The organism is Streptomyces sp. NPDC050147, assembly GCF_040660195.1.
Classification (GTDB): Bacteria; Actinomycetota; Actinomycetes; order Streptomycetales; family Streptomycetaceae; genus Streptomyces.
Map to the genome: position 1 here is coordinate 25,870 of NZ_JBFALJ010000011.1, position 17,238 is coordinate 43,107.

Here is a 17,238-nt window from a genome sequence, read left to right on the forward strand (position 1 = left end):
TGTCTTTGCTCCTCGCCGAACCTGTGTACGTGTGTACGTGCGTGTACGTCCCATTGCCCATTGCGCAGGTCTAAGACTGCCATGCCCGCGCCATCCGGATCGCATCGGAGGGGGTGGCGGGGGTCACGCCGGGACACGTACTCCGGCGAGGTTCTCGATCATGCGGCGGGAGCTGGGACCGACGAGGGCGGACCAGTCCTGCGGGGCCGCGCAGATCCACCGGGCGACCTGTGTGGAGAAGCCCGGCACGGAGCGGGCCAGCTCGACCAGGCGCCGGTCGAAGCAGGTCGCGCCTTCCGGCGTGCGGACGAGCAGACCGCCGGTACGGTGCACCAGTTCGCGGACCCGTTCCTTGTCGTCGCCCACCGCCACCGCGCAGAGCACCGCGTCCAGGACCTCGGGCTCCCGCTCCTGGGTGAGCAGCACTTCCAGGAGTTCACAGCGCAGGGCCTGCGAGGCGTCGGTCCCGGGGGCGGCGAGGGCCGTGGCGAGCGCGGCGCGTACCGCCGGCGGGCGGTTGTGCAGAAGCCCCGTGACCAGCGGGAGCAGGACGGCACGGACGCCGGGCCCCTGCTCGAACCGCACGTCGAGATAGGCGGCCACGTGTCCCGCGAGGTCAGGGCGCAGCTCCAGCACGTCGCGTACGAGATCGGCCACCCGCCGGGCGAGCACGGGCGCCGTCACGTCCGCCAGCGCGCGCAGTACGTCACCGGGTGCGGGCCCGGGGCCGTACAGCCGGGTCCGGAAAGCGGCGAGTACCTGCTCCGGGTGGGTGTCGAGGGCGGCGACGAGCGCGCTCGCGGGCACCTGTGGGTCACCGGCGGTGAAGCGCTTCAGCGCGGGCTGCAAGTGACGTGCGCGGGTCTGCGGGTCGCGTACGAGGAGAGCGAGGGCGGCGCCGTGCAGGGACTCGTCGGCGGGGCGGGCGAGCAGGGCGAAGGCCGCGTACCGCAGGAGCCTGCGGTCGGCGTCCGTGGTGGCGTGCGGGGCGGCACGCAGGCCGTAGGCGACGGCGGCGACCCGGCGGGCGGGGCGCGTGTCGCGGGTCCAGCGGTCGACGGCCCGGCAGATGGCCGACGGCTCCTCCTCCGCGAGCGCGACGAGCAGTTCGTCGGCGCGGGGGTGGGCGCAGTCGACCAGGAGCTCGGTGAGGTCGTCGATGGCGCGGTGGCGGTGGGTGTGGAGGAGTGCCTGGGCGGCGGACGCGACGGTGGCGTGCGGGGTGGCTTCGAGAGGGCGTTCGTCGGTGAACCAGCGGGTCAGTTGCGGGCGCGCGGTCGCGGGCGCGGTGGCCAGGAGCTCGGCGACGGCGTCGAGGCAGCGCCCCTGCGGGGTGCCGGGCGGGGGGTCGTGGACCACGGCCATCCGCAGCAGGTCGAAGCGGTCGTCGTCGTCGAGGGGCAGGCCGAGCCAGAACTCCGCGGGGTGCTCGCCCTGCTGGGCGAGGTCTTCGAGCACGGCTCGGTAGGGGCGCGCGTCGGGCACCCGCGAGAGCGTCTCCCTCAACAGATGAACGGCCCACCACCGGGCACCTTCCTGCCCCCCGGCACCCGAGGCTGCGGGCACGTCACTTGCGCCGCCTTGTGCCGCGGCACGCGACGCTTCGGGCACTTCACCCCTGCCCCCTTGTGACCCGGCTCTCGGCGGGGCAGGCACGCCACCCCTGCCCCCACGTGTCCCGGCACCCGGCGGCGCAGGCAGCTCACCCGCATCTCCTTGTGACCCAGCACCCGACGCTGCGAACACGCCACTCACACCCCCACGCGCACCCGCACCCGGCGGCGCAGGCCCGTCGCCCGCACCCCCTTGTGTGGGCACCTCACCCGCGCACCGACGCGCCCCGGCACCCGGTGGCGGGGCCTGGGCGGGCTCTTCCCCGTGGGCTCGGCTCCGTTCCAGCGGGGGTGAGCCCCATAGCCTTGCGGAGCGCCTTCCCGCATCGGGAACGGTCTCGCCCTCACCGTCCCCCGCAGTCCCCGCCGCTGTGCGCAATCGGCCCGGAGGGTAGGACGGGTGAGACGAGCCTGACTGGTGGGACGGATAGGACGGGTGGGCACAGCCCTGGATGCCGGGGAGTGGGTCCGTGGGCGATGCGTGAAGTTCCCCGAACCTGGCCAACTGCCTCAGCCTGGCCTCGAGTTCAGCAGCCCCGCCCTGTCGGCCCAGGAGGAGCAACGCCTGGATCACGGGGCCGATCCGGTGCCGGGGCACCGGCAGGGAGACCTCGGCCCCCGGGCCGGCCGACCCATGGCGGAAGACCAGGGACCACAAGGCACCGTCCACGTCCAGGTGCGTCCCCTGGATCCAGTCCGCGAGCTCCTCGTGCGCGAACCGGTAACCGTCCCCGGCAGGGACGAGCAGCCCCTCCGTCAGGATCGCGGAGGCCCAGCCCGTCCCCCACGGGAACACCTCCTCGAAGGACGCCCGGTCCAACTCCCCCTGGCCCGGCCCCAGGCAACGCCGCGCAGCCTCGTGCACCTGTCCGGACACCTTCGCCGCGAGGCGCCGTACGGCCGTGCCGCGCAGGCCGTTCGCCGCCGCCAGCCGCACCGCCACCCGCAGGCACAGCACATCCAGATAGGCCTCGAAGATCGCGTCCCGGTCCGGACGGCCCGGCGGCGGCTCCTCCGGCAGAGCCGCCCGCACCTCGGCGAGCAGCCGCAGGGCAAGGGGATGCCGTGCGTCGGCCGCGGCGAGCGCCCCGTCCGGGATGCCGTACCGCACGCGGGCGATCCGCGCCTGCCGCTCGGGCAGATCCCCCAGGCGCACGCGCCCCGGCAGGAGCTCCGCGGGAAAGTGCTCCCCAGCCTGTTCCCAGTACTCCGCGCGGCAGGCCACCACGAGCCGCGCGCCCGTCTCCCGCAGAAACTCGGCCGTCCCCCCGCTCCACTCCGCGAGCCGGTGCGCGAGAGCCGGCGGCATCTCCTCGGGGCCGTCGAGCAGCAGCAGCAACGCCCGCCCCTCGTCCCGCACGAGCCGTGCGACCCGCCCGGCGGAGATGTCTCCGAGCCCGTCGTCCGCCTCGGCGAGCGAGTACTCCGATGCCTCGGAGGCCTCCAGGATCCGTCCCGCCCGTTCGAGCGCCCGCTCCACCGCGTCACCCACGCCCCTGTCCGTGCCCTGGAGATCGGCGCCGCGCAGCCACAACGTGGGGGCCGGTTCGGCGCCTCGCGCACGGCTTGCGGCGAGGGAGGCGAGTTCCGTCGTCCGGCCCGTACCGGGATCGCCGACCAGGCCGAGCACCTGCGCGGGCCCTGCCGCGAATCGGGCCAACTCCCTTGCCGTATCCGGACGTTCCACCGGTTCGAGGAGGGCGGGGCGTGGCCCGTCGGAGCCCAGCGACGTAGCGGCCAGGTGCAGCGCGCCCGCCAGATTCAGATCGCAGCCGTACGCGGGGACGGTCGCCGCGTTGCGCGCAAGCAGCTCGGCGAGCGGCCCGCCCGGGTCGGCGGCGGCCGCCTGCCGCAGCGGCACGGCGAACCCCGCCGCGCGGTGCTCGCCGTGCAGCGCGGTGCCGAGCACGGCGAGCACGGCTCCGGAGGAGGCGTCGACGACCGGGCCGCCCGCCGCCCCGCCGCCGAGCCGCAGCGCGTCGGCTCCGTCCGTGCCGATCGCCAGCTCCATGGCGGCGCCGAGAAGGTGGAAGCGGTCTGTCGCCGTGTATGTCACCGGTGCGAGACCGAGGACCCGCGCCTCGCGCCGGCCGCGCGCGACGATACGTACATAGGCGCCGACGGGAACACTCGCGCGGGCCGTGACGGGCAGCGGCCGCAGTTCGAGACCTTCGGTGCGGACGAGGGCCAGGTCGGCCTCGGGCAGGGCCACCACGGAGTCCGCGGTCACCACGCAGACGCGCTCCCCCGCCGCGTGCAGGACGAGGCGTGCCAGGCCGTCGACGGCTTCATGGCTGGTGATCACCGTGCCGTGGTCGTCGGCGGCGAAGCCCATCCCCCGTGGGCGCCCGGCCAGATCACAGATCCGCACCAGGGCACCTTCGAGCGCCGTCGGGTCCCCCTGTCCCGCCATGCCCGAACCTCCCGCGACGCCCCGTCCCTTTCGACGGTAGGTCGGCGGTGATCAGCGGGACAGAACGCGTCGCGAACGCGCCCCCTTCCGCCCCCTCGGTTCACTCCGAGCGCCTGCCCGATGGGGTGAATCGGCAGGGCGCGGTGGATACATCTTGGGGTGGGGGGTTTCGTCGTGGAGCGGCGCGCGGCAACGCGCACAGCTGTCCGCCGCTCCACGACGGAGATCCCGCGTACGGGAAGACACGGCTCAGGCGAAGACACGGCTCAGGCGAGGACGCCGCTCAGGCGAAGACGGCCAGGCTCTTGGCCTTGCCCTTCAGCTCCTCGGCCAGGACCAGGAACCGGCCGTCCGGGTCGAAGACCGCGACGGCGCCGACACCGGCGTACTCCCCCGGCATCTCGATCCGGACGCCGTTGAGCAGCAGTCGCGCCCGCCGCTCGTCCACGTCCCAGCGCGGGAACGCGGCAGCGGCGGCGTCGCCCACCGGCATCACCGTCAGCTCCTCCTGGAGCTGGTCGATGGTCTTCGCCGCGTCCAGCTTGTACGGCCCGACGCGGGTGCGGCGCAGTGCCGTCAGATGGCCGCCGACCCCGAGGTCCGCGCCCAGGTCCCGGGCGAGGGCCCGGATGTACGTCCCCGACGAGCAGACGACGGAGACGACCAGGTCGAGGACGGGGGTGCCGTCTTCGGCGACGGCGTCCCTGACGTCGTACACGGTGAACGCGGAGATCTTCACCGGCCGGGCCGGGATCTCGAAGTCCTCGCCCTCGCGCGCTCGCGCGTACGACCGCTTGCCGTCGATCTTGATGGCGCTCACCTTCGACGGCACCTGCATGATGTCGCCGGAGAGCTTGGCGATGCCCGCGTCGATCGCGTCCCGCTTGATCCTGGACGCGTCGGCGGACGAGGTGAGCTCGCCCTCGGCGTCGTCCGTGAGCGTGCTCTGGCCCAGGCGGATCGTGCCCAGATACTCCTTCTCCGTCAGCGCGAGATGGCCGAGGAGTTTGGTCGCCCGCTCCACCCCGAGGACGAGAACGCCCGTCGCCATGGGGTCGAGGGTGCCCGCGTGGCCGACGCGGCGGGTCTTGGCGATCCCGCGCATTTTGGCCACCACGTCGTGCGAAGTGAAGCCGGACGGCTTGTCGACGATGACAAGGCCGTCCGGCGTCTTGTTGCTGGTGTTGCTCATGCTCGGGCGTCGCCGTCCGTTTCTTCGTCGGACTCGTCGTCCTCAGGCTTGCGGTACGGGTCGGCCCCGCCGGCGAACTCGGCGCCCGCGGACACCTCGCGCACCTTCTCGTCCTGAAGCCGGGCCCTGTCGAGGAGGTCCTCGATGGCCTTGGCGTTGTCCGGCAGCGCGTCCGCCACGAAGGCGAGGCTCGGGGTGAACTTCACGCCCGCGGCCTGGCCGACCGCGGAACGCAGGACGCCCTTGGCGCTCTCCAGACCGGCGGCGGCCGCCGCGCGGTCCTCGTCGTCCCCGTAGACCGTGTAGAAGACGGTCGCCTCCCGCAGGTCACCCGTGACCCGGGTGTCCGTGATGGTCACATGCGTACCGAGCCGCGGGTCCTTGATCCCGCGCTGCAGCTTCTTGGCAACCACCTCTCGAATGAGGTCCGCCAGCCTTTTCGCCCGCGCGTTGTCGGCCACTGCTCCGTCTCCTTCTTCGCCTTGCTGTGCAATCAGTCTTCGTCGCTGTGGAGCCTGCGTCGAACGGAGAGCAGCTCCACCTCGGGACGGGCGGCGACCAGGCGCTCGCACCGGTCCAGTACGTCGGTGAGGTGCCCCGTCTCCCCGGCGACCAGCGCCAGGCCGATCTCGGCCCTGCGGTGGAGGTCTTGGTTGCCGGTCTCCGCCACACTCACCGCGTACTTGCGCTGGAGTTCGGCGACGATCGGACGGACGACGGAGCGTTTCTCCTTCAGCGAGTGAACGTCGCCGAGGAGCAGATCGAAGGACAGTGTCCCCACATACATGTGTGTCCGGATGTCCCGCCGGTTCGGGGTCATGCCCCGCCAACCACTTGGCAGGGACACAAGAACCGTACACGGAACGGCCGGGGCCGATCGACGGGATTTACCTCCCCTCGACCGGCCCCGGTTCGAGCTGCCTTGATCAGCCTCGCGGCTTCTCGCGCATCTCGTACGTCGCGATGACGTCGTCGATCTTGATGTCGTTGAAGTTGCCGAGGTTGATACCGCCCTCGAACCCTTCGCGGATCTCGGTGACGTCGTCCTTGAAGCGGCGCAGACCGGAGATGTTGAGGCTCTCCGCGATGACCTTGCCGTCGCGGATGAGGCGCGCCTTGGTGTTGCGCTTGACCTCGCCCGAGCGGACAAGAACACCGGCGATGTTGCCCAGCTTGGACGAGCGGAAGATCTCGCGGATCTCCGCCGTGCCGAGCTCGACCTCTTCGTACTCCGGCTTGAGCATGCCCTTGAGGGCCGCTTCGATCTCTTCGATCGCCTGGTAGATGACCGAGTAGTACCGGACGTCCACGCCTTCGCGATCGGCCATCTGGGCGGCACGACCGGCCGCACGGACGTTGAAGCCGATCACGATCGCGTCGGAGCCGGTCGCCAGGTCGATGTCCGACTCGGTGACCGCACCCACGCCGCGGTGCAGGACGCGGATGTCGACCTCTTCGCCGACGTCGAGCTGGAGCAGCGAGGACTCGAGAGCCTCCACCGAACCGGACGCGTCGCCCTTGATGATGAGGTTGAGTTCCTGCACCAGACCGGCCTTGAGGGCCTCGTCCAGGTTCTCCAGGGAGAACCGAACACCCTTGCGGGCGAAGCGGACGTTGCGCTCACGGGCGGCACGCTTCTCGGCGATCTGACGGGCCGTACGGTCCTCGTCGACAACCAGGAAGTTGTCGCCGGCACCCGGCACGTTGGTGAGACCGAGGACGAGGACCGGAGTCGACGGACCCGCCTCTTCCACGTTCTCGCCCTTGTCGTCGAGCATCGCGCGGACTCGGCCGTACGCGTCGCCGACCACCATCGTGTCGCCGACGCGGAGGGTACCGCGCTGGACGAGGACGGTCGCGACGGCGCCGCGGCCCTTGTCCAGGTGGGACTCGATCGCAATACCCTGCGCGTCCTGCTCCGGGTTGGCCCGCAGGTCGAGCGAGGCGTCCGCGGTCAGGACCACGGCCTCGAGAAGGGCTTCGATGTTCTCGCCCTGCTTGGCGGAGATGTCGACGAACATCGTGTCGCCGCCGTACTCCTCGGCCACCAGACCGAACTCGGTGAGCTGACCGCGCACCTTGGTCGGGTCGGCACCCTCGACGTCGATCTTGTTGACCGCGACCACGATCGGCACCTCTGCCGCCTTGGCGTGGTTCAGCGCCTCGATCGTCTGCGGCATCACACCGTCGTTCGCCGCGACCACGAGGATCGCGATGTCGGTGGACTTCGCACCACGGGCACGCATGGCGGTGAACGCCTCGTGACCGGGGGTGTCGATGAAGGTGATCTTGCGGTCTTCGCCGTTGACCTCGGAGGAGACCTGGTACGCACCGATGTGCTGCGTAATACCGCCGGCCTCGCCCGCAATGACGTTCGTCTTGCGGATCGCGTCAAGCAGTCGGGTCTTACCGTGGTCGACGTGACCCATGACGGTGACGACCGGCGGACGCGCCATGAGCGCTTCCTCGCCGCCCTCGTCCTCGCCGAACTCGATGTCGAAGGACTCGAGCAGCTCGCGGTCCTCCTCCTCCGGGCTGACGATCTCCAGGACGAAGTTCATCTCGTCCGCGAGGAGCTTCAGCGTCTCGTCCGGGACGGACTGCGTGGCAGTGACCATCTCGCCGAGGTTCATCATCACGCCGACGAGCGACGCCGGGTTGGCGTTGATCTTCTCGGCGAAGTCGGTCAGCGAGGCACCACGGGACAGGCGGACCGCCTGGCCGTTGCCGCGCGGCAGCATGACGCCGCCGACCGACGGAGCCTGCATCGACTCGTACTCCTGGCGCCTCTGCCGCTTCGACTTGCGACCACGACGGGCGGGCCCGCCGGGACGGCCGAAGGCACCCTGCGTACCACCACGGGCACCGGGACCACCGGGACGACCGCCACCGGGACGACCCGCGAAACCGCCGCCGCCACCGGGACGACCGGCGAAACCGCCACCGCCACCACCGGGACGACCGGCGAAACCGCCACCGCCGCCACCGGGACCGGCCGGACGGCCTGCGAAGCCGCCGCCACCGGGACGACCGCCACCGGCGCCGCCACCCGGGCGACCGCCGCCGCCACCGGGACCACGGCCACCGCCGGGGCCACCACCGGGACGCGGGCCGGCAGCGGGACGCTGCGGCATCATGCCCGGGTTGGGACGGTTACCGCCGCCGGCGGGAGCACCGCCACCGGGGCGCGGAGCGCCCCCCTGCGGACGAGGCATGCCGCCGGGGCTGGGGCGAGCGCCGCCCTGACCCTGCGGACGAGGAGCACCCTGGCCGCCGCCCTGGCCCTGCGGGCGCGGGGCGCCGCCGGGACCGCCGGGGCCACCCTGGCCACCGGGACGCGGGGCGCCGCCCGGACGGGGCGCCTGCGGGCGCGCCATACCGGTGGAGCCACCAGAGGTGAAGGGGTTGTTACCCGGACGCGGTCCGGCCGGACGGCCACCGGGACGCGGAGCGCCACCCTGGCCGCCGGGGCGCGGAGCGCCACCCTGTCGGTCGTTGCGGTCGCCACGACCGCCCTGACCCTGACCACCCTGGCCGGGGGCCGGACGGCTCGCGGGCTTCGGGGCACCCGGGCGAGCGCCCGGACGGGGGCCTGCCGGAGCCGAGGAGGCGGCCGGAGCAGCCGGAGCGGCCGGCGGAGCGGTGAACTCCGGGGCGGCCGGAGCCGGGGTGACCGGCGCCGCGGGCGCGGCCGGGGCAGCCGGAGCTGCCGGAGCCGGCTTGGGCGTCGGCGGCTTGGGACCCGGGCGCGGGCCCGGGGCAGCCGGAGAGGCCGCGGGCTTCTCGGCCGCGGGCTGCTCAGCCGCGGCGGGCTTGGCCTCCGGCGGCTTGGGCGCGGCCGGACCCGGACGGGCGGCCTGCGCGGGGGAGGGGGTCGCCGAGCCCGAGGGGGCCGGCGGCTTGGGGGCGGCCTGCTTGCGCGGCGCCCCGGGCTTGGCGGCGGACTTGCCGTTGCCGCCACCCGTGTTCAATGCGTCAGTCAGTTTACGTACAACGGGCGCCTCGATGGTCGAGGACGCCGAACGTACGAATTCACCGAGCTCTTGGAGCTTGGCCATGACGACCTTGCTCTCTACGCCGAACTCCTTGGCGAGCTCGTATACCCGGACCTTAGCCACTTCGCTCCTTTTAGGTCCGGGTTACGCCGGACCGTCGCTACTTCATGGGCGTACTCATCGCGTGCTCATCGAGTGCTCATCGCAATCTCGACCTACTTCCAACTCGCGGAATACCAGGGCCGCGCGGGGTTCCACGCGACCTTCCTTACGGTGTTGCCTGCTGGGCAACTGTCTCGACGACTCGGCGCAAGTCCGCCGTGTCGAGCGGGCCCGGGGCCCGGAAGGCCCTCGGGAACGCTCTGCGTCGGACCGCCAGGTCGAGACAGACCGGGACGGGGTGGATATACGCACCCCGGCCGGGCAGCGTACCGCTTGGATCGGGGGCGCAAGCGCCCTCTTTCGCCACGATGCGCAGCAGATCGCTCTTGGCCGCTCGCTCCCGGCACCCCACACAGGTGCGTTCAGGGCATGCTCGGGCTTGCGTCCGGCCAGACACGATTAAGTCTACCTCCCCGCACCGACCTCACCCCTTTGGGGCAAAAATCGAACGGTTGTTGTCTTGATCAGTACGCGATCTGTAGGCGCTCAGTAGGCGATCACTGCGCGACCAACGCCCCGCTCAGGCCTCCGGGGAGTCCTGCGACTGCTCGGTGTCCGGGCGGATGTCGATGCGCCAGCCCGTGAGCCGCGCGGCGAGGCGGGCGTTCTGGCCTTCCTTGCCGATCGCAAGGGACAGCTGGTAGTCGGGGACCGTGACCCGCGCGGAACGGGCCGCGAGGTCGACGATCTCCACCTTGCTGACCCGGGCCGGGGAGAGCGCGTGGGCGACCATCTCGCCCGGGTCGTCCGACCAGTCGACGATGTCGATCTTCTCGCCGTTGAGCTCGGCCATGACATTGCGCACACGCTGGCCCATGGGACCGATGCAGGCGCCCTTGGCGTTCAGGCCCGAGCGGGTCGAGCGCACCGCGATCTTGGTCCGGTGACCGGCCTCACGGGCGATGGCCGAGATCTCGACGGAGCCGTCGGCGATCTCCGGCACCTCGAGCGCGAAGAGCTTCTTGACGAGGCTCGGGTGCGTACGGGACAGCGTGACCGAAGGGCCGCGGACACCCTTGGCCACCCGGACGACGTACGAACGGAGGCGAAGGCCGTGGGAGTACTCCTCGCCCGGCACCTGCTCCTGCACCGGCAGGATGGCCTCGAGCTTGCCGATGTCGACGAGCACGTTCTTCGGGTCGCGGCCCTGCTGGACGACGCCCGTGACGATGTCGCCCTCACGGCCCGCGTACTCGCCGAGGGTCGCGTCGTCCTGGGCGTCGCGCAGGCGCTGCAGGATGACCTGCTTGGCGGTCGACGCGGCGATACGGCCGAAGTCGGACGGGGTGTCGTCGAACTCCTTGGCTTCCTGACCCTCTTCGAGGTCAGCCGGGTCCTCGGTCGCCCACACCGTCACATGGCCGCTTTCGCGGTCCAGCTTCACGCGTGCGCGACGGAAGCTGCCGTCGGTGCGGTGGTAGGCGATGAGGAGGGCCGACTCGATCGCTTCGACCAGCAGGTCGAAGGAGATCTCCTTCTCCCGGACCAGACCCCGCAGGGCACTCATGTCGATGTCCACGGCTACGCCTCCTCTTCCTTCTTGTCCTTGCGGTTGAACTCGACCTCGACGCGCGCCTTGGCGATCTCGTCGAAGGTGAGCCTGCGGGCGGTGGGCTTGCGCCCCTTCACGCCCGGTACTTCAAGATCCACGCCTTCGTCGTCCACTTCGAGGATGCGGGCGATCAGCTCGTCGCCGCCCTCCGTCAGCTGGAACTTCGCCAGGCGGCCGACGGCGCGCAGATAGTGGCGGTGCTCCGTCAGCGGGCGCTCGGCGCCCGGGGAGCCGACTTCGAGGGTGTACTCCCCCTCGCCCATCGCGTCGCTCTCGTCGAGCTTCTCCGAGATTTCGCGGCTGATCTCCGCGATCTGATCCAGGTCCACGCCGTCGTCGGAGTCGATGACGACTCGCAGCACACGCTTACGTCCGACCGAGGCCACTTCGATCTCTTCGAGATCCAGTTCCTTCGAGCTGACGAGCGGTTCCAGCAGTTCTCGCAGCCTCTCGCTCTGGGTGGTGCTCATCCGGGTGACTCCTCGGCCGCGTGTGCTGTTGTGGGTTCGTCGCGTGTCAGGTCAAAGGGTATCCGGTCCCGGGACGTGTTGCCGCCGCCGTCCGGCCGCCGCACGCCCTCCACCGAGCCTCCACCGAGCCGCTCACGCGTACGAGGGCAGGCCGCAGGTACGGTGATCACCGGGCTCGCGCCCGGCTCGCCCGCCTTCTGACCGCTCGCCCACCTTCTGACTGCCTGCCTTTCTGGCCTTCCTGCCGAGGACGTCTGCCGTGCCGTCGTATCCCACCCCCTCGTACGCCTCCTCGTACGCCCGCTCGGGGCCGCGCCGGAGGACTCTGCTGACCGGGGCCGCCGCGACGGCCGGGGCCGTGCTGCTCTCGGGCTGTTCGGACTCCGGCTCCGCCGAGGACGAGCGTTCGTCCGCCGCCGACCGGCTGCGCGCGGGTGCCGCCCGGGACAGCGGTGAGCTGCTGGGGCGGTACGACGCCGTCCTCGCCGCGCATCCCTCGCTGGCCGGACGGCTCGATCCGCTGCGGGCGGAGGTGAAGCGGCACAAGACGGCGTTCGCCGACGGGCTCGCCACCCCCTCCGCCTCCGCGTCCCCCGCATCGGCGGCCTCTCCCTCGTCGTCGCCCTCGGCTCCCCCGGTGCCCACGGACGAGAAGGACGCCGTGCGCGAGCTCGCCAAGGCCGAGCGGGAGCTGGCCAAGCGACGCGGGAGCGCGCTGCTCGACGCGCCGGACGAGCTGGCCAGGCTCCTGGCGTCGGTGGCGGCGGCGGGCGCCGCGCACGCGTATCTGCTGACGGAGGGCGACAAGTGAGCGATTCGAAGGACGAGTTGGAGGCGGTGCAGGCCGCGCTGGGTGCCGAGCACGCGGCTGTGTACGGCTATGGGGTCGTCGGCGGCCGGACCGGCGAGGGCCGCAGGGCAGAGGCGCGCACGGCGTACGACGCGCATCGCGCACGGCGCGACGAGCTCCAGCGCGCCGTACGGGACCTCGGCGGCGAGCCGGAGCCGTCGGCGGCCGCCTACGCGCTGCCGTTCGCGGTGCCGGACTCCGCGGCGGCGGTGCGGCTCGCGACCGAACTGGAGGAGCGGGTCGCCGGGGTGTACGCGGATCTCGTACGGGCCTCGACGGGCGCCCGGCGCCGAAGCGCCGCCGAGGCGCTCCGGGAGGCGGCGGTCCGTGCGGCGCGGTGGCGCGGCGGGAGCGTAACCTTCCCTGGGCTCGCCGAGCGGGCCGCCGGGGCGGCCTCCGAGCCACCCAAGGCATAACCGGTTCGGCGAAGTCGAGCAGGCTCAGGAAGCTCAGGAAGGAACAACGCGCGCATGGCATTCGAACCGCCCCAGCGTCTGGTCACCGCACTCGGTGAGACGGCGCAGGACGGCGACGACTGGCTTCAGAAGCTGCCTGCGGCAGCCGAACAGGCCGTCGCCCTGCGCGAGTTGACCGTCGAGCGGGTCCACGTGCCCGGCGGGCGCAGCGGCCTCGTCGTCATGGTGCGCCTCGCGGACGGCACGCCCGCGGTGCTGAAGCTGGTGCCGCCGAGGTCACGCCCCGAGAGCGAGCGGGCCGCGCTCGCGCACTGGGGCGGGTTCGGCGCGGTGCGGCTCCTGGACCCGTCCGCCGCGGACGGCGCCCTCCTCCTCGAGCGGCTGCACCGCGATGTGTCGGTACGTTCGCTGCCCGAGGCCAAGGCTCTGCTCGAAGCGGCGGGCACACTGCGCCGCCTGTGGGTGGAGCCGCCCGCTGGGCACCGCTTCGAGACGGTCGCCGAGCGGACGGGGCGGCAGGCCGACGCGATGCGGGCGTCCGCCGACGCGGAGGTCGCACCGCTGGTCGAGGCGGCGCTCGGCGCCCGGGACGAGCTGCTCGCCGGGGACGCGGAGGTCCGGCTGCTGCACGGCACGTTCCGGCAGAGCAAGGTGCTTCAGGGGGATCGCGTGCCGTGGCTCGCCGTGGGCCCGGACCCGGTGGTCGGGGAGCCCGCCTTCGATCTGGCGCGGCTCGTACGTGACCGCGTGGAGGACCTGATCGCTTCCCCCTCGGGGTCTGCGATCACCCGCCGCCGGGTGAAGAAGCTGGCCGAGTCTCTGGATGTGGATCAGGAGAGGCTGCGGGGGTGGACCTTGTTCCGGGCCGTGGAGTCGGGCATCCGGGCGCGGCGGGTCGGGCGGGAGCAGGATGCGGAGCTGTTGTTGGAGTTCGCGGGGTGGTTGTAGGGGGGTAGGGGCGGTCCCTGCGGGGCTTTCCCCGATCCCGCCCCCACCCGAAACTGGGGCTCCGCCCCAGACCCCGGTCCTCAAACGCCGGACGGGCTGAATGAGGGCCCCCGCGCCAGCGGGTTTTCGGGAAGGGGCGGGGTCGGGGAAAATTACGCCGGCCCAACCCCAGCCCGGCTCAGGCCGTAAGACGCGCGATCGCCTCAGCCACGGTGAGCTCCTCGCGCTCCCCGGTCCTGCGGTCCTTCAGCTCCACCACGCCCTCGGCGGAGCGACGGCCCGCCACCAGGATCTGCGGCACACCGATCAGTTCCGCGTCCGTGAACTTCACGCCGGGCGAGACGCCCGCCCTGTCGTCGACCAGGACCCGCACGCCCGCCGCGTTCAGCTGCTCGGAGACGTCGAGGGCCAGTTCCGTCTGGAGCGCCTTGCCCGCGGCCACCACGTGGACGTCGGCGGGGGCGATCTCCTTGGGCCAGCACAGACCCTTGTCGTCCGCCGTCTGCTCGGCGAGCGCCGCCACCGCGCGCGAGACGCCGATGCCGTACGAGCCCATGGTCACGCGGACCGGCTTGCCCTGCTGGCCGAGTACGTCGAGCTGGAAGGCGTCGGCGAACTTGCGGCCCAGCTGGAAGATGTGGCCGATCTCGATGGCGCGGCCCAGCTTCAGGCCGGTGCCGCACTTGGGGCAGGGGTCGCCCTCCTCGACGACCACGACGTCGAGGTAGTCGTCGACCTCGAAGTCACGGCCCGCGACGACGTTCTTCGCGTGCGTGTTGATCTTGTTGGCGCCGGTGATCCAGGCGGTGCCCGCCGCCACCCGCGGGTCGGCGATGTAGCGGACCTTCTCCAGGCCCTGCGGACCGACGTATCCACGTACGAGATCGTCGCGGCCCTCGAAGTCCTCCGCCGTCACCAGCTCCACGACGGAGGGCGACAGGTGCTCGCCGAGCTTGCCGAGGTCGACCTCGCGGTCGCCGGGGACGCCCACGGCGACGATCTCGCCGTCGACCTTGACCAGGAGGTTCTTCAGGGTCGCGGACGCGGGCACACCGAGGTGGGCCGCGAGCGTCTCGATGGTCGGGGTGTCGGGGGTGTCGAGCTCCTCGACGGGGCCGTGCGCCGAACCGTCCACCGCCGTGGCGACGAAGGAGACGGCCTCCGTGTTGGCCGCGTAGTCACACGCGGGGCAGTCCACGAACGTGTCCTCACCGGCCGGCGCGGGCGCCAGGAACTCCTCGGACGCGGAGCCGCCCATCGCGCCGGAGACGGCGGAGACGATGCGGTGGTCAAGGCCGAGGCGCTCGAAGATCTTGATGTACGCGGCGCGGTGCAGGGCGTACGACTCGGCGAGGCCCTCGTCCGTCGTGTCGAAGGAGTACGAGTCCTTCATCTGGAACTCGCGGCCACGGAGCACACCGGCGCGGGGGCGGGCCTCGTCGCGGTACTTCGTCTGGATCTGGTAGAGGATCACCGGCAGGTCCTTGTAGGACGAGCACTGGTCCTTGACGATCTGGGTGAAGATCTCCTCGTGCGTGGGACCGAGGAGGTAGTCGGCGCCCTTGCGGTCCTTGAGGCGGAAGAGCAGGTCGCCGTACTCGTCGTAGCGGCCCGTCGCGTCGTACGACTCCTTGGGCAGGAGGGCGGGCAGGAGGACTTCCTGGGCGCCGATGGCGTCCATCTCCTCGCGCACGACGTGGGTGATGTTCTCCAGGACCTTCTTGCCCAGCGGCAGCCAGGACCAGATGCCGGCGGCGGTGCGGCGGACGTATCCGGCCCGGACGAGCAGCTTGTGGTTGAGCGTCTCGGCGTCCGCCGGGTCGTCGCGCAGTGTCTTGATCATCAATCGGGACATGCGCTGGACCTGGGCCATGGTGAACTCCTGCGAAAGGTGGTCCCCCTGCTTCGAGCGAAGCCGAGAGCTCGGGGAGGGTGATGTCAGGAGGTTAGCCGGGGCGCGGGCGCGGGCGGAAATCGGTCAGGCGCCCGGCCGCCTCAGCGGCAGGGGCGCGCCCATCACCGCGTACGGCTTCTGCGCGCTGGGGAACTGGACGTCGCGGGCCAGGTCGGCGTACCCGAGGGAGCGGTACAGGCCCCGCGCGGGGCTCTCGACGTCGATCGCGGAGAGGATCGAGCGGGGCTGGTCGACGGCGTCCGTGATGGTGGTGATGAGCGTGCGGCCGACTCCGCGGTTCTGGTGGCCCGGCTGCACATGGAGCTCGGTGATCACGAAGGAGTCGTCGAGCCAGTCCTCCATGCCGCGGACGCGCAGGTAAGGCTCCACGACGGTGGACCACCAGTGGCCGCGGTCGTTGGGCATGCCGTAGACGAAGCCGACGAGCCGCCCCTCGGGGGTGGTGGCGCCGAGCGCTCGGGCGCCGGGGTAGGTGATGTGCCGCAGCACGATCTGCCGCCGCACGGTCACCTCGTCGTCGCTGAGCCCGAAGGCGTGGGCCTGCACCCGCAGCGCTTCGTCCACGTGCGTGGCGAGGTCCAGCGGCCCGATCACGACGTCGTCAGTCATGCGCCGAACTTTAACGCGCGGACGGGGGTGCGTGAGGAGTGCGGTGCGAGACGCGGGGAGCTAGAACAGGACGCTCATGAACGCCCCGACCTCCTGGAACCCCACCCGCCGGTACGCCGCCCTGGCCGCGGTGTTGAAGTCGTTGACGTAGAGGCTGACCACGGGGGCGACGTCCGCGAGGGCGTAGCGCAGGACGGCCGCCATGCCGGGTGCCGCGTAGCCCTGCCCGCGGTACTCGGGGGCCACCCAGACGCCCTGCACCTGGCAGGCATGTGCGGTGGCCGCGCCGATCTCGGCCTTGAAGATGACCTTGCCCTCGCGGTCGAGGCGCGCGAAGGACCTTCCCGCGCCGACGAGTTCGGCGACCCGCGCCTGGTAGAGCAGGCCGCCGTCGCCGGCGAGCGGCGAGATGCCGACCTCCTCGGTGAACATCGCCACGCACGCGGGCATGATCGTCTCCATCTCGTCCTTGCGGACGCGACGGACGTGAGGGTCGGGGGCGATGTCCCGTGGCAGCCGGTCGGTGACCATCAGGGGCTGCTGGGTGCGGACCTCGCGGGCGGGTCCCCAGGACGGTTCGAGGAGCCGCCACAGCTGGGCGGTGGATTCGGCGGGGCCGACGATGGAGGAGCAGCGGCGGCCTGCCCTGCGGGCGCGGTCGGCGAAGGCGCGGACCGCTCGCGGGGTCGCGCAGATCGGGACGAGGTTGGCGCCCGCGTAGCAGAGCGATTCCAGCATTCCGTCCTGGTACCAGCCCCACATCTCGCCACCGAGCCGCCACGGGTCGAGGCCCGCGACGCGCACCCGCGAGGTCACGAAGGCGTTGGCCACCGGCTCACGGTCGAGCACGGCGAGTGCGGCGTCCAGGTCACTCGGTTCGAGGACCCTGGTGGTGGTCTGAGTCAACACGTGCGGGGGCCTCACCATACGGTCTGCTGATCTCCGCACTGTACCTGGCGGGGGCGCCTTGTGCCGTGGGGTGGCTTGGAGGGGGCTTTGTCTCCTCCCCCTGCGGCGGGCCGGGCTTGTTCGCCGCTTCGCGGCAGGGTCTCCCGCCCACCCGCCCGATTGCCCCGCACCATCCCGTGCCGTAGAGGCGGCTC

14 protein-coding genes are annotated in these 17,238 nt (G+C 71.9%); 3 read left to right on the forward strand and 11 right to left on the reverse strand.

Annotated features, from left to right (window positions below; genetic code table 11):
* Positions 1-123: 123 nt before the first annotated feature.
* From AB0I94_RS18405 to rimP, 8 genes are all read right to left on the reverse strand, one after another.
* Positions 124-4,026, reverse strand: a complete 3,903-nt coding sequence (locus tag AB0I94_RS18405; protein ID WP_363310609.1) for a trypsin-like peptidase domain-containing protein — start codon at positions 4,024-4,026, stop codon at positions 124-126.
* 283 nt (positions 4,027-4,309) lie between these two features.
* Positions 4,310-5,218: a tRNA pseudouridine(55) synthase TruB gene (gene truB, locus AB0I94_RS18410; RefSeq protein ID WP_363310610.1), complete on the reverse strand. Its 909-nt coding sequence runs from the start codon at positions 5,216-5,218 to the stop codon at positions 4,310-4,312.
* Positions 5,215-5,679, reverse strand: a complete 465-nt coding sequence (gene rbfA / locus AB0I94_RS18415; protein ID WP_363310611.1) for a 30S ribosome-binding factor RbfA — start codon at positions 5,677-5,679, stop codon at positions 5,215-5,217. The genes truB and rbfA overlap by 4 nt, the downstream gene beginning before the upstream one ends.
* 32 nt (positions 5,680-5,711) lie before the next feature.
* Positions 5,712-6,005: a DUF503 domain-containing protein gene (locus AB0I94_RS18420; RefSeq protein ID WP_363310789.1), complete on the reverse strand. Its 294-nt coding sequence runs from the start codon at positions 6,003-6,005 to the stop codon at positions 5,712-5,714.
* A gap of 139 nt (positions 6,006-6,144) precedes the next feature.
* Complete coding sequence (gene infB, locus AB0I94_RS18425) at positions 6,145-9,336, reverse strand: translation initiation factor IF-2 (protein ID WP_363310612.1); 3,192 nt, start codon at positions 9,334-9,336, stop codon at positions 6,145-6,147.
* 145 nt (positions 9,337-9,481) lie between these two features.
* Entirely contained in the window at positions 9,482-9,772 is a 291-nt protein-coding gene (locus AB0I94_RS18430; protein WP_351165619.1) for a YlxR family protein, read from the reverse strand.
* A gap of 123 nt (positions 9,773-9,895) precedes the next feature.
* Positions 9,896-10,894 (reverse strand): transcription termination factor NusA, encoded by a 999-nt coding sequence (gene nusA, locus AB0I94_RS18435; RefSeq protein WP_363310613.1) that lies wholly within the window; start codon positions 10,892-10,894, stop codon positions 9,896-9,898.
* 2 nt (positions 10,895-10,896) lie between these two features.
* A complete protein-coding gene (gene rimP / locus AB0I94_RS18440; protein ID WP_363310614.1) occupies positions 10,897-11,397 on the reverse strand; it encodes a ribosome maturation factor RimP in 501 nt (166 codons plus the stop codon).
* Between the two features lie 259 nt (positions 11,398-11,656).
* Between rimP and AB0I94_RS18445 the strand changes: the two genes are divergently transcribed.
* From AB0I94_RS18445 to AB0I94_RS18455, 3 genes are read left to right on the forward strand one after another with little or no spacing between them, the layout of a single operon-like run.
* The gene (locus AB0I94_RS18445; protein WP_363310615.1) at positions 11,657-12,208 is read left to right on the forward strand and encodes a hypothetical protein; all 552 of its coding nucleotides are present in this window, start codon (positions 11,657-11,659) and stop codon (positions 12,206-12,208) included.
* The gene (locus AB0I94_RS18450; RefSeq protein WP_363310617.1) at positions 12,205-12,663 is read left to right on the forward strand and encodes a ferritin-like domain-containing protein; all 459 of its coding nucleotides are present in this window, start codon (positions 12,205-12,207) and stop codon (positions 12,661-12,663) included. The genes AB0I94_RS18445 and AB0I94_RS18450 overlap by 4 nt, the downstream gene beginning before the upstream one ends.
* A 54-nt stretch (positions 12,664-12,717) precedes the next feature.
* Positions 12,718-13,611 (forward strand): aminoglycoside phosphotransferase family protein, encoded by an 894-nt coding sequence (locus AB0I94_RS18455; protein WP_363310618.1) that lies wholly within the window; start codon positions 12,718-12,720, stop codon positions 13,609-13,611.
* A gap of 178 nt (positions 13,612-13,789) precedes the next feature.
* Here AB0I94_RS18455 and AB0I94_RS18460 read toward each other — a convergent pair whose 3' ends face one another.
* The 3 genes from AB0I94_RS18460 to AB0I94_RS18470 form a co-directional block, all read right to left on the reverse strand.
* Positions 13,790-15,484 (reverse strand): proline--tRNA ligase, encoded by a 1,695-nt coding sequence (locus AB0I94_RS18460; RefSeq protein WP_363310619.1) that lies wholly within the window; start codon positions 15,482-15,484, stop codon positions 13,790-13,792.
* Between the two features lie 105 nt (positions 15,485-15,589).
* On the reverse strand, positions 15,590-16,135 hold the full coding sequence (locus tag AB0I94_RS18465; protein ID WP_363310620.1) for a GNAT family N-acetyltransferase: 546 nt from the start codon (positions 16,133-16,135) through the stop codon (positions 15,590-15,592).
* Positions 16,136-16,195: 60 nt separating this feature from the next.
* On the reverse strand, positions 16,196-17,044 hold the full coding sequence (locus tag AB0I94_RS18470) for a GNAT family N-acetyltransferase (RefSeq protein WP_363310621.1): 849 nt from the start codon (positions 17,042-17,044) through the stop codon (positions 16,196-16,198).
* Positions 17,045-17,238 lie beyond the last annotated feature (194 nt).

What these genes read in the sequence shown, in the direction of transcription:
- AB0I94_RS18405 (WP_363310609.1), bottom strand. Translation starts at nt 4,026, where the DNA reads ATGGCGGGACAGGGGGACCCGACGGCGCTCGAAGGTGCCCTGGTGCGG.
- truB (WP_363310610.1), bottom strand. Translation starts at nt 5,218, where the DNA reads ATGAGCAACACCAGCAACAAGACGCCGGACGGCCTTGTCATCGTCGAC.
- AB0I94_RS18420 (WP_363310789.1), bottom strand. Translation starts at nt 6,005, where the DNA reads ATGTATGTGGGGACACTGTCCTTCGATCTGCTCCTCGGCGACGTTCAC.
- rimP (WP_363310614.1), bottom strand. Translation starts at nt 11,397, where the DNA reads ATGAGCACCACCCAGAGCGAGAGGCTGCGAGAACTGCTGGAACCGCTC.
- AB0I94_RS18455 (WP_363310618.1), top strand. Translation starts at nt 12,718, where the DNA reads ATGGCATTCGAACCGCCCCAGCGTCTGGTCACCGCACTCGGTGAGACG.
- AB0I94_RS18460 (WP_363310619.1), bottom strand. Translation starts at nt 15,484, where the DNA reads ATGGCCCAGGTCCAGCGCATGTCCCGATTGATGATCAAGACACTGCGC.
- AB0I94_RS18465 (WP_363310620.1), bottom strand. Translation starts at nt 16,135, where the DNA reads ATGACTGACGACGTCGTGATCGGGCCGCTGGACCTCGCCACGCACGTG.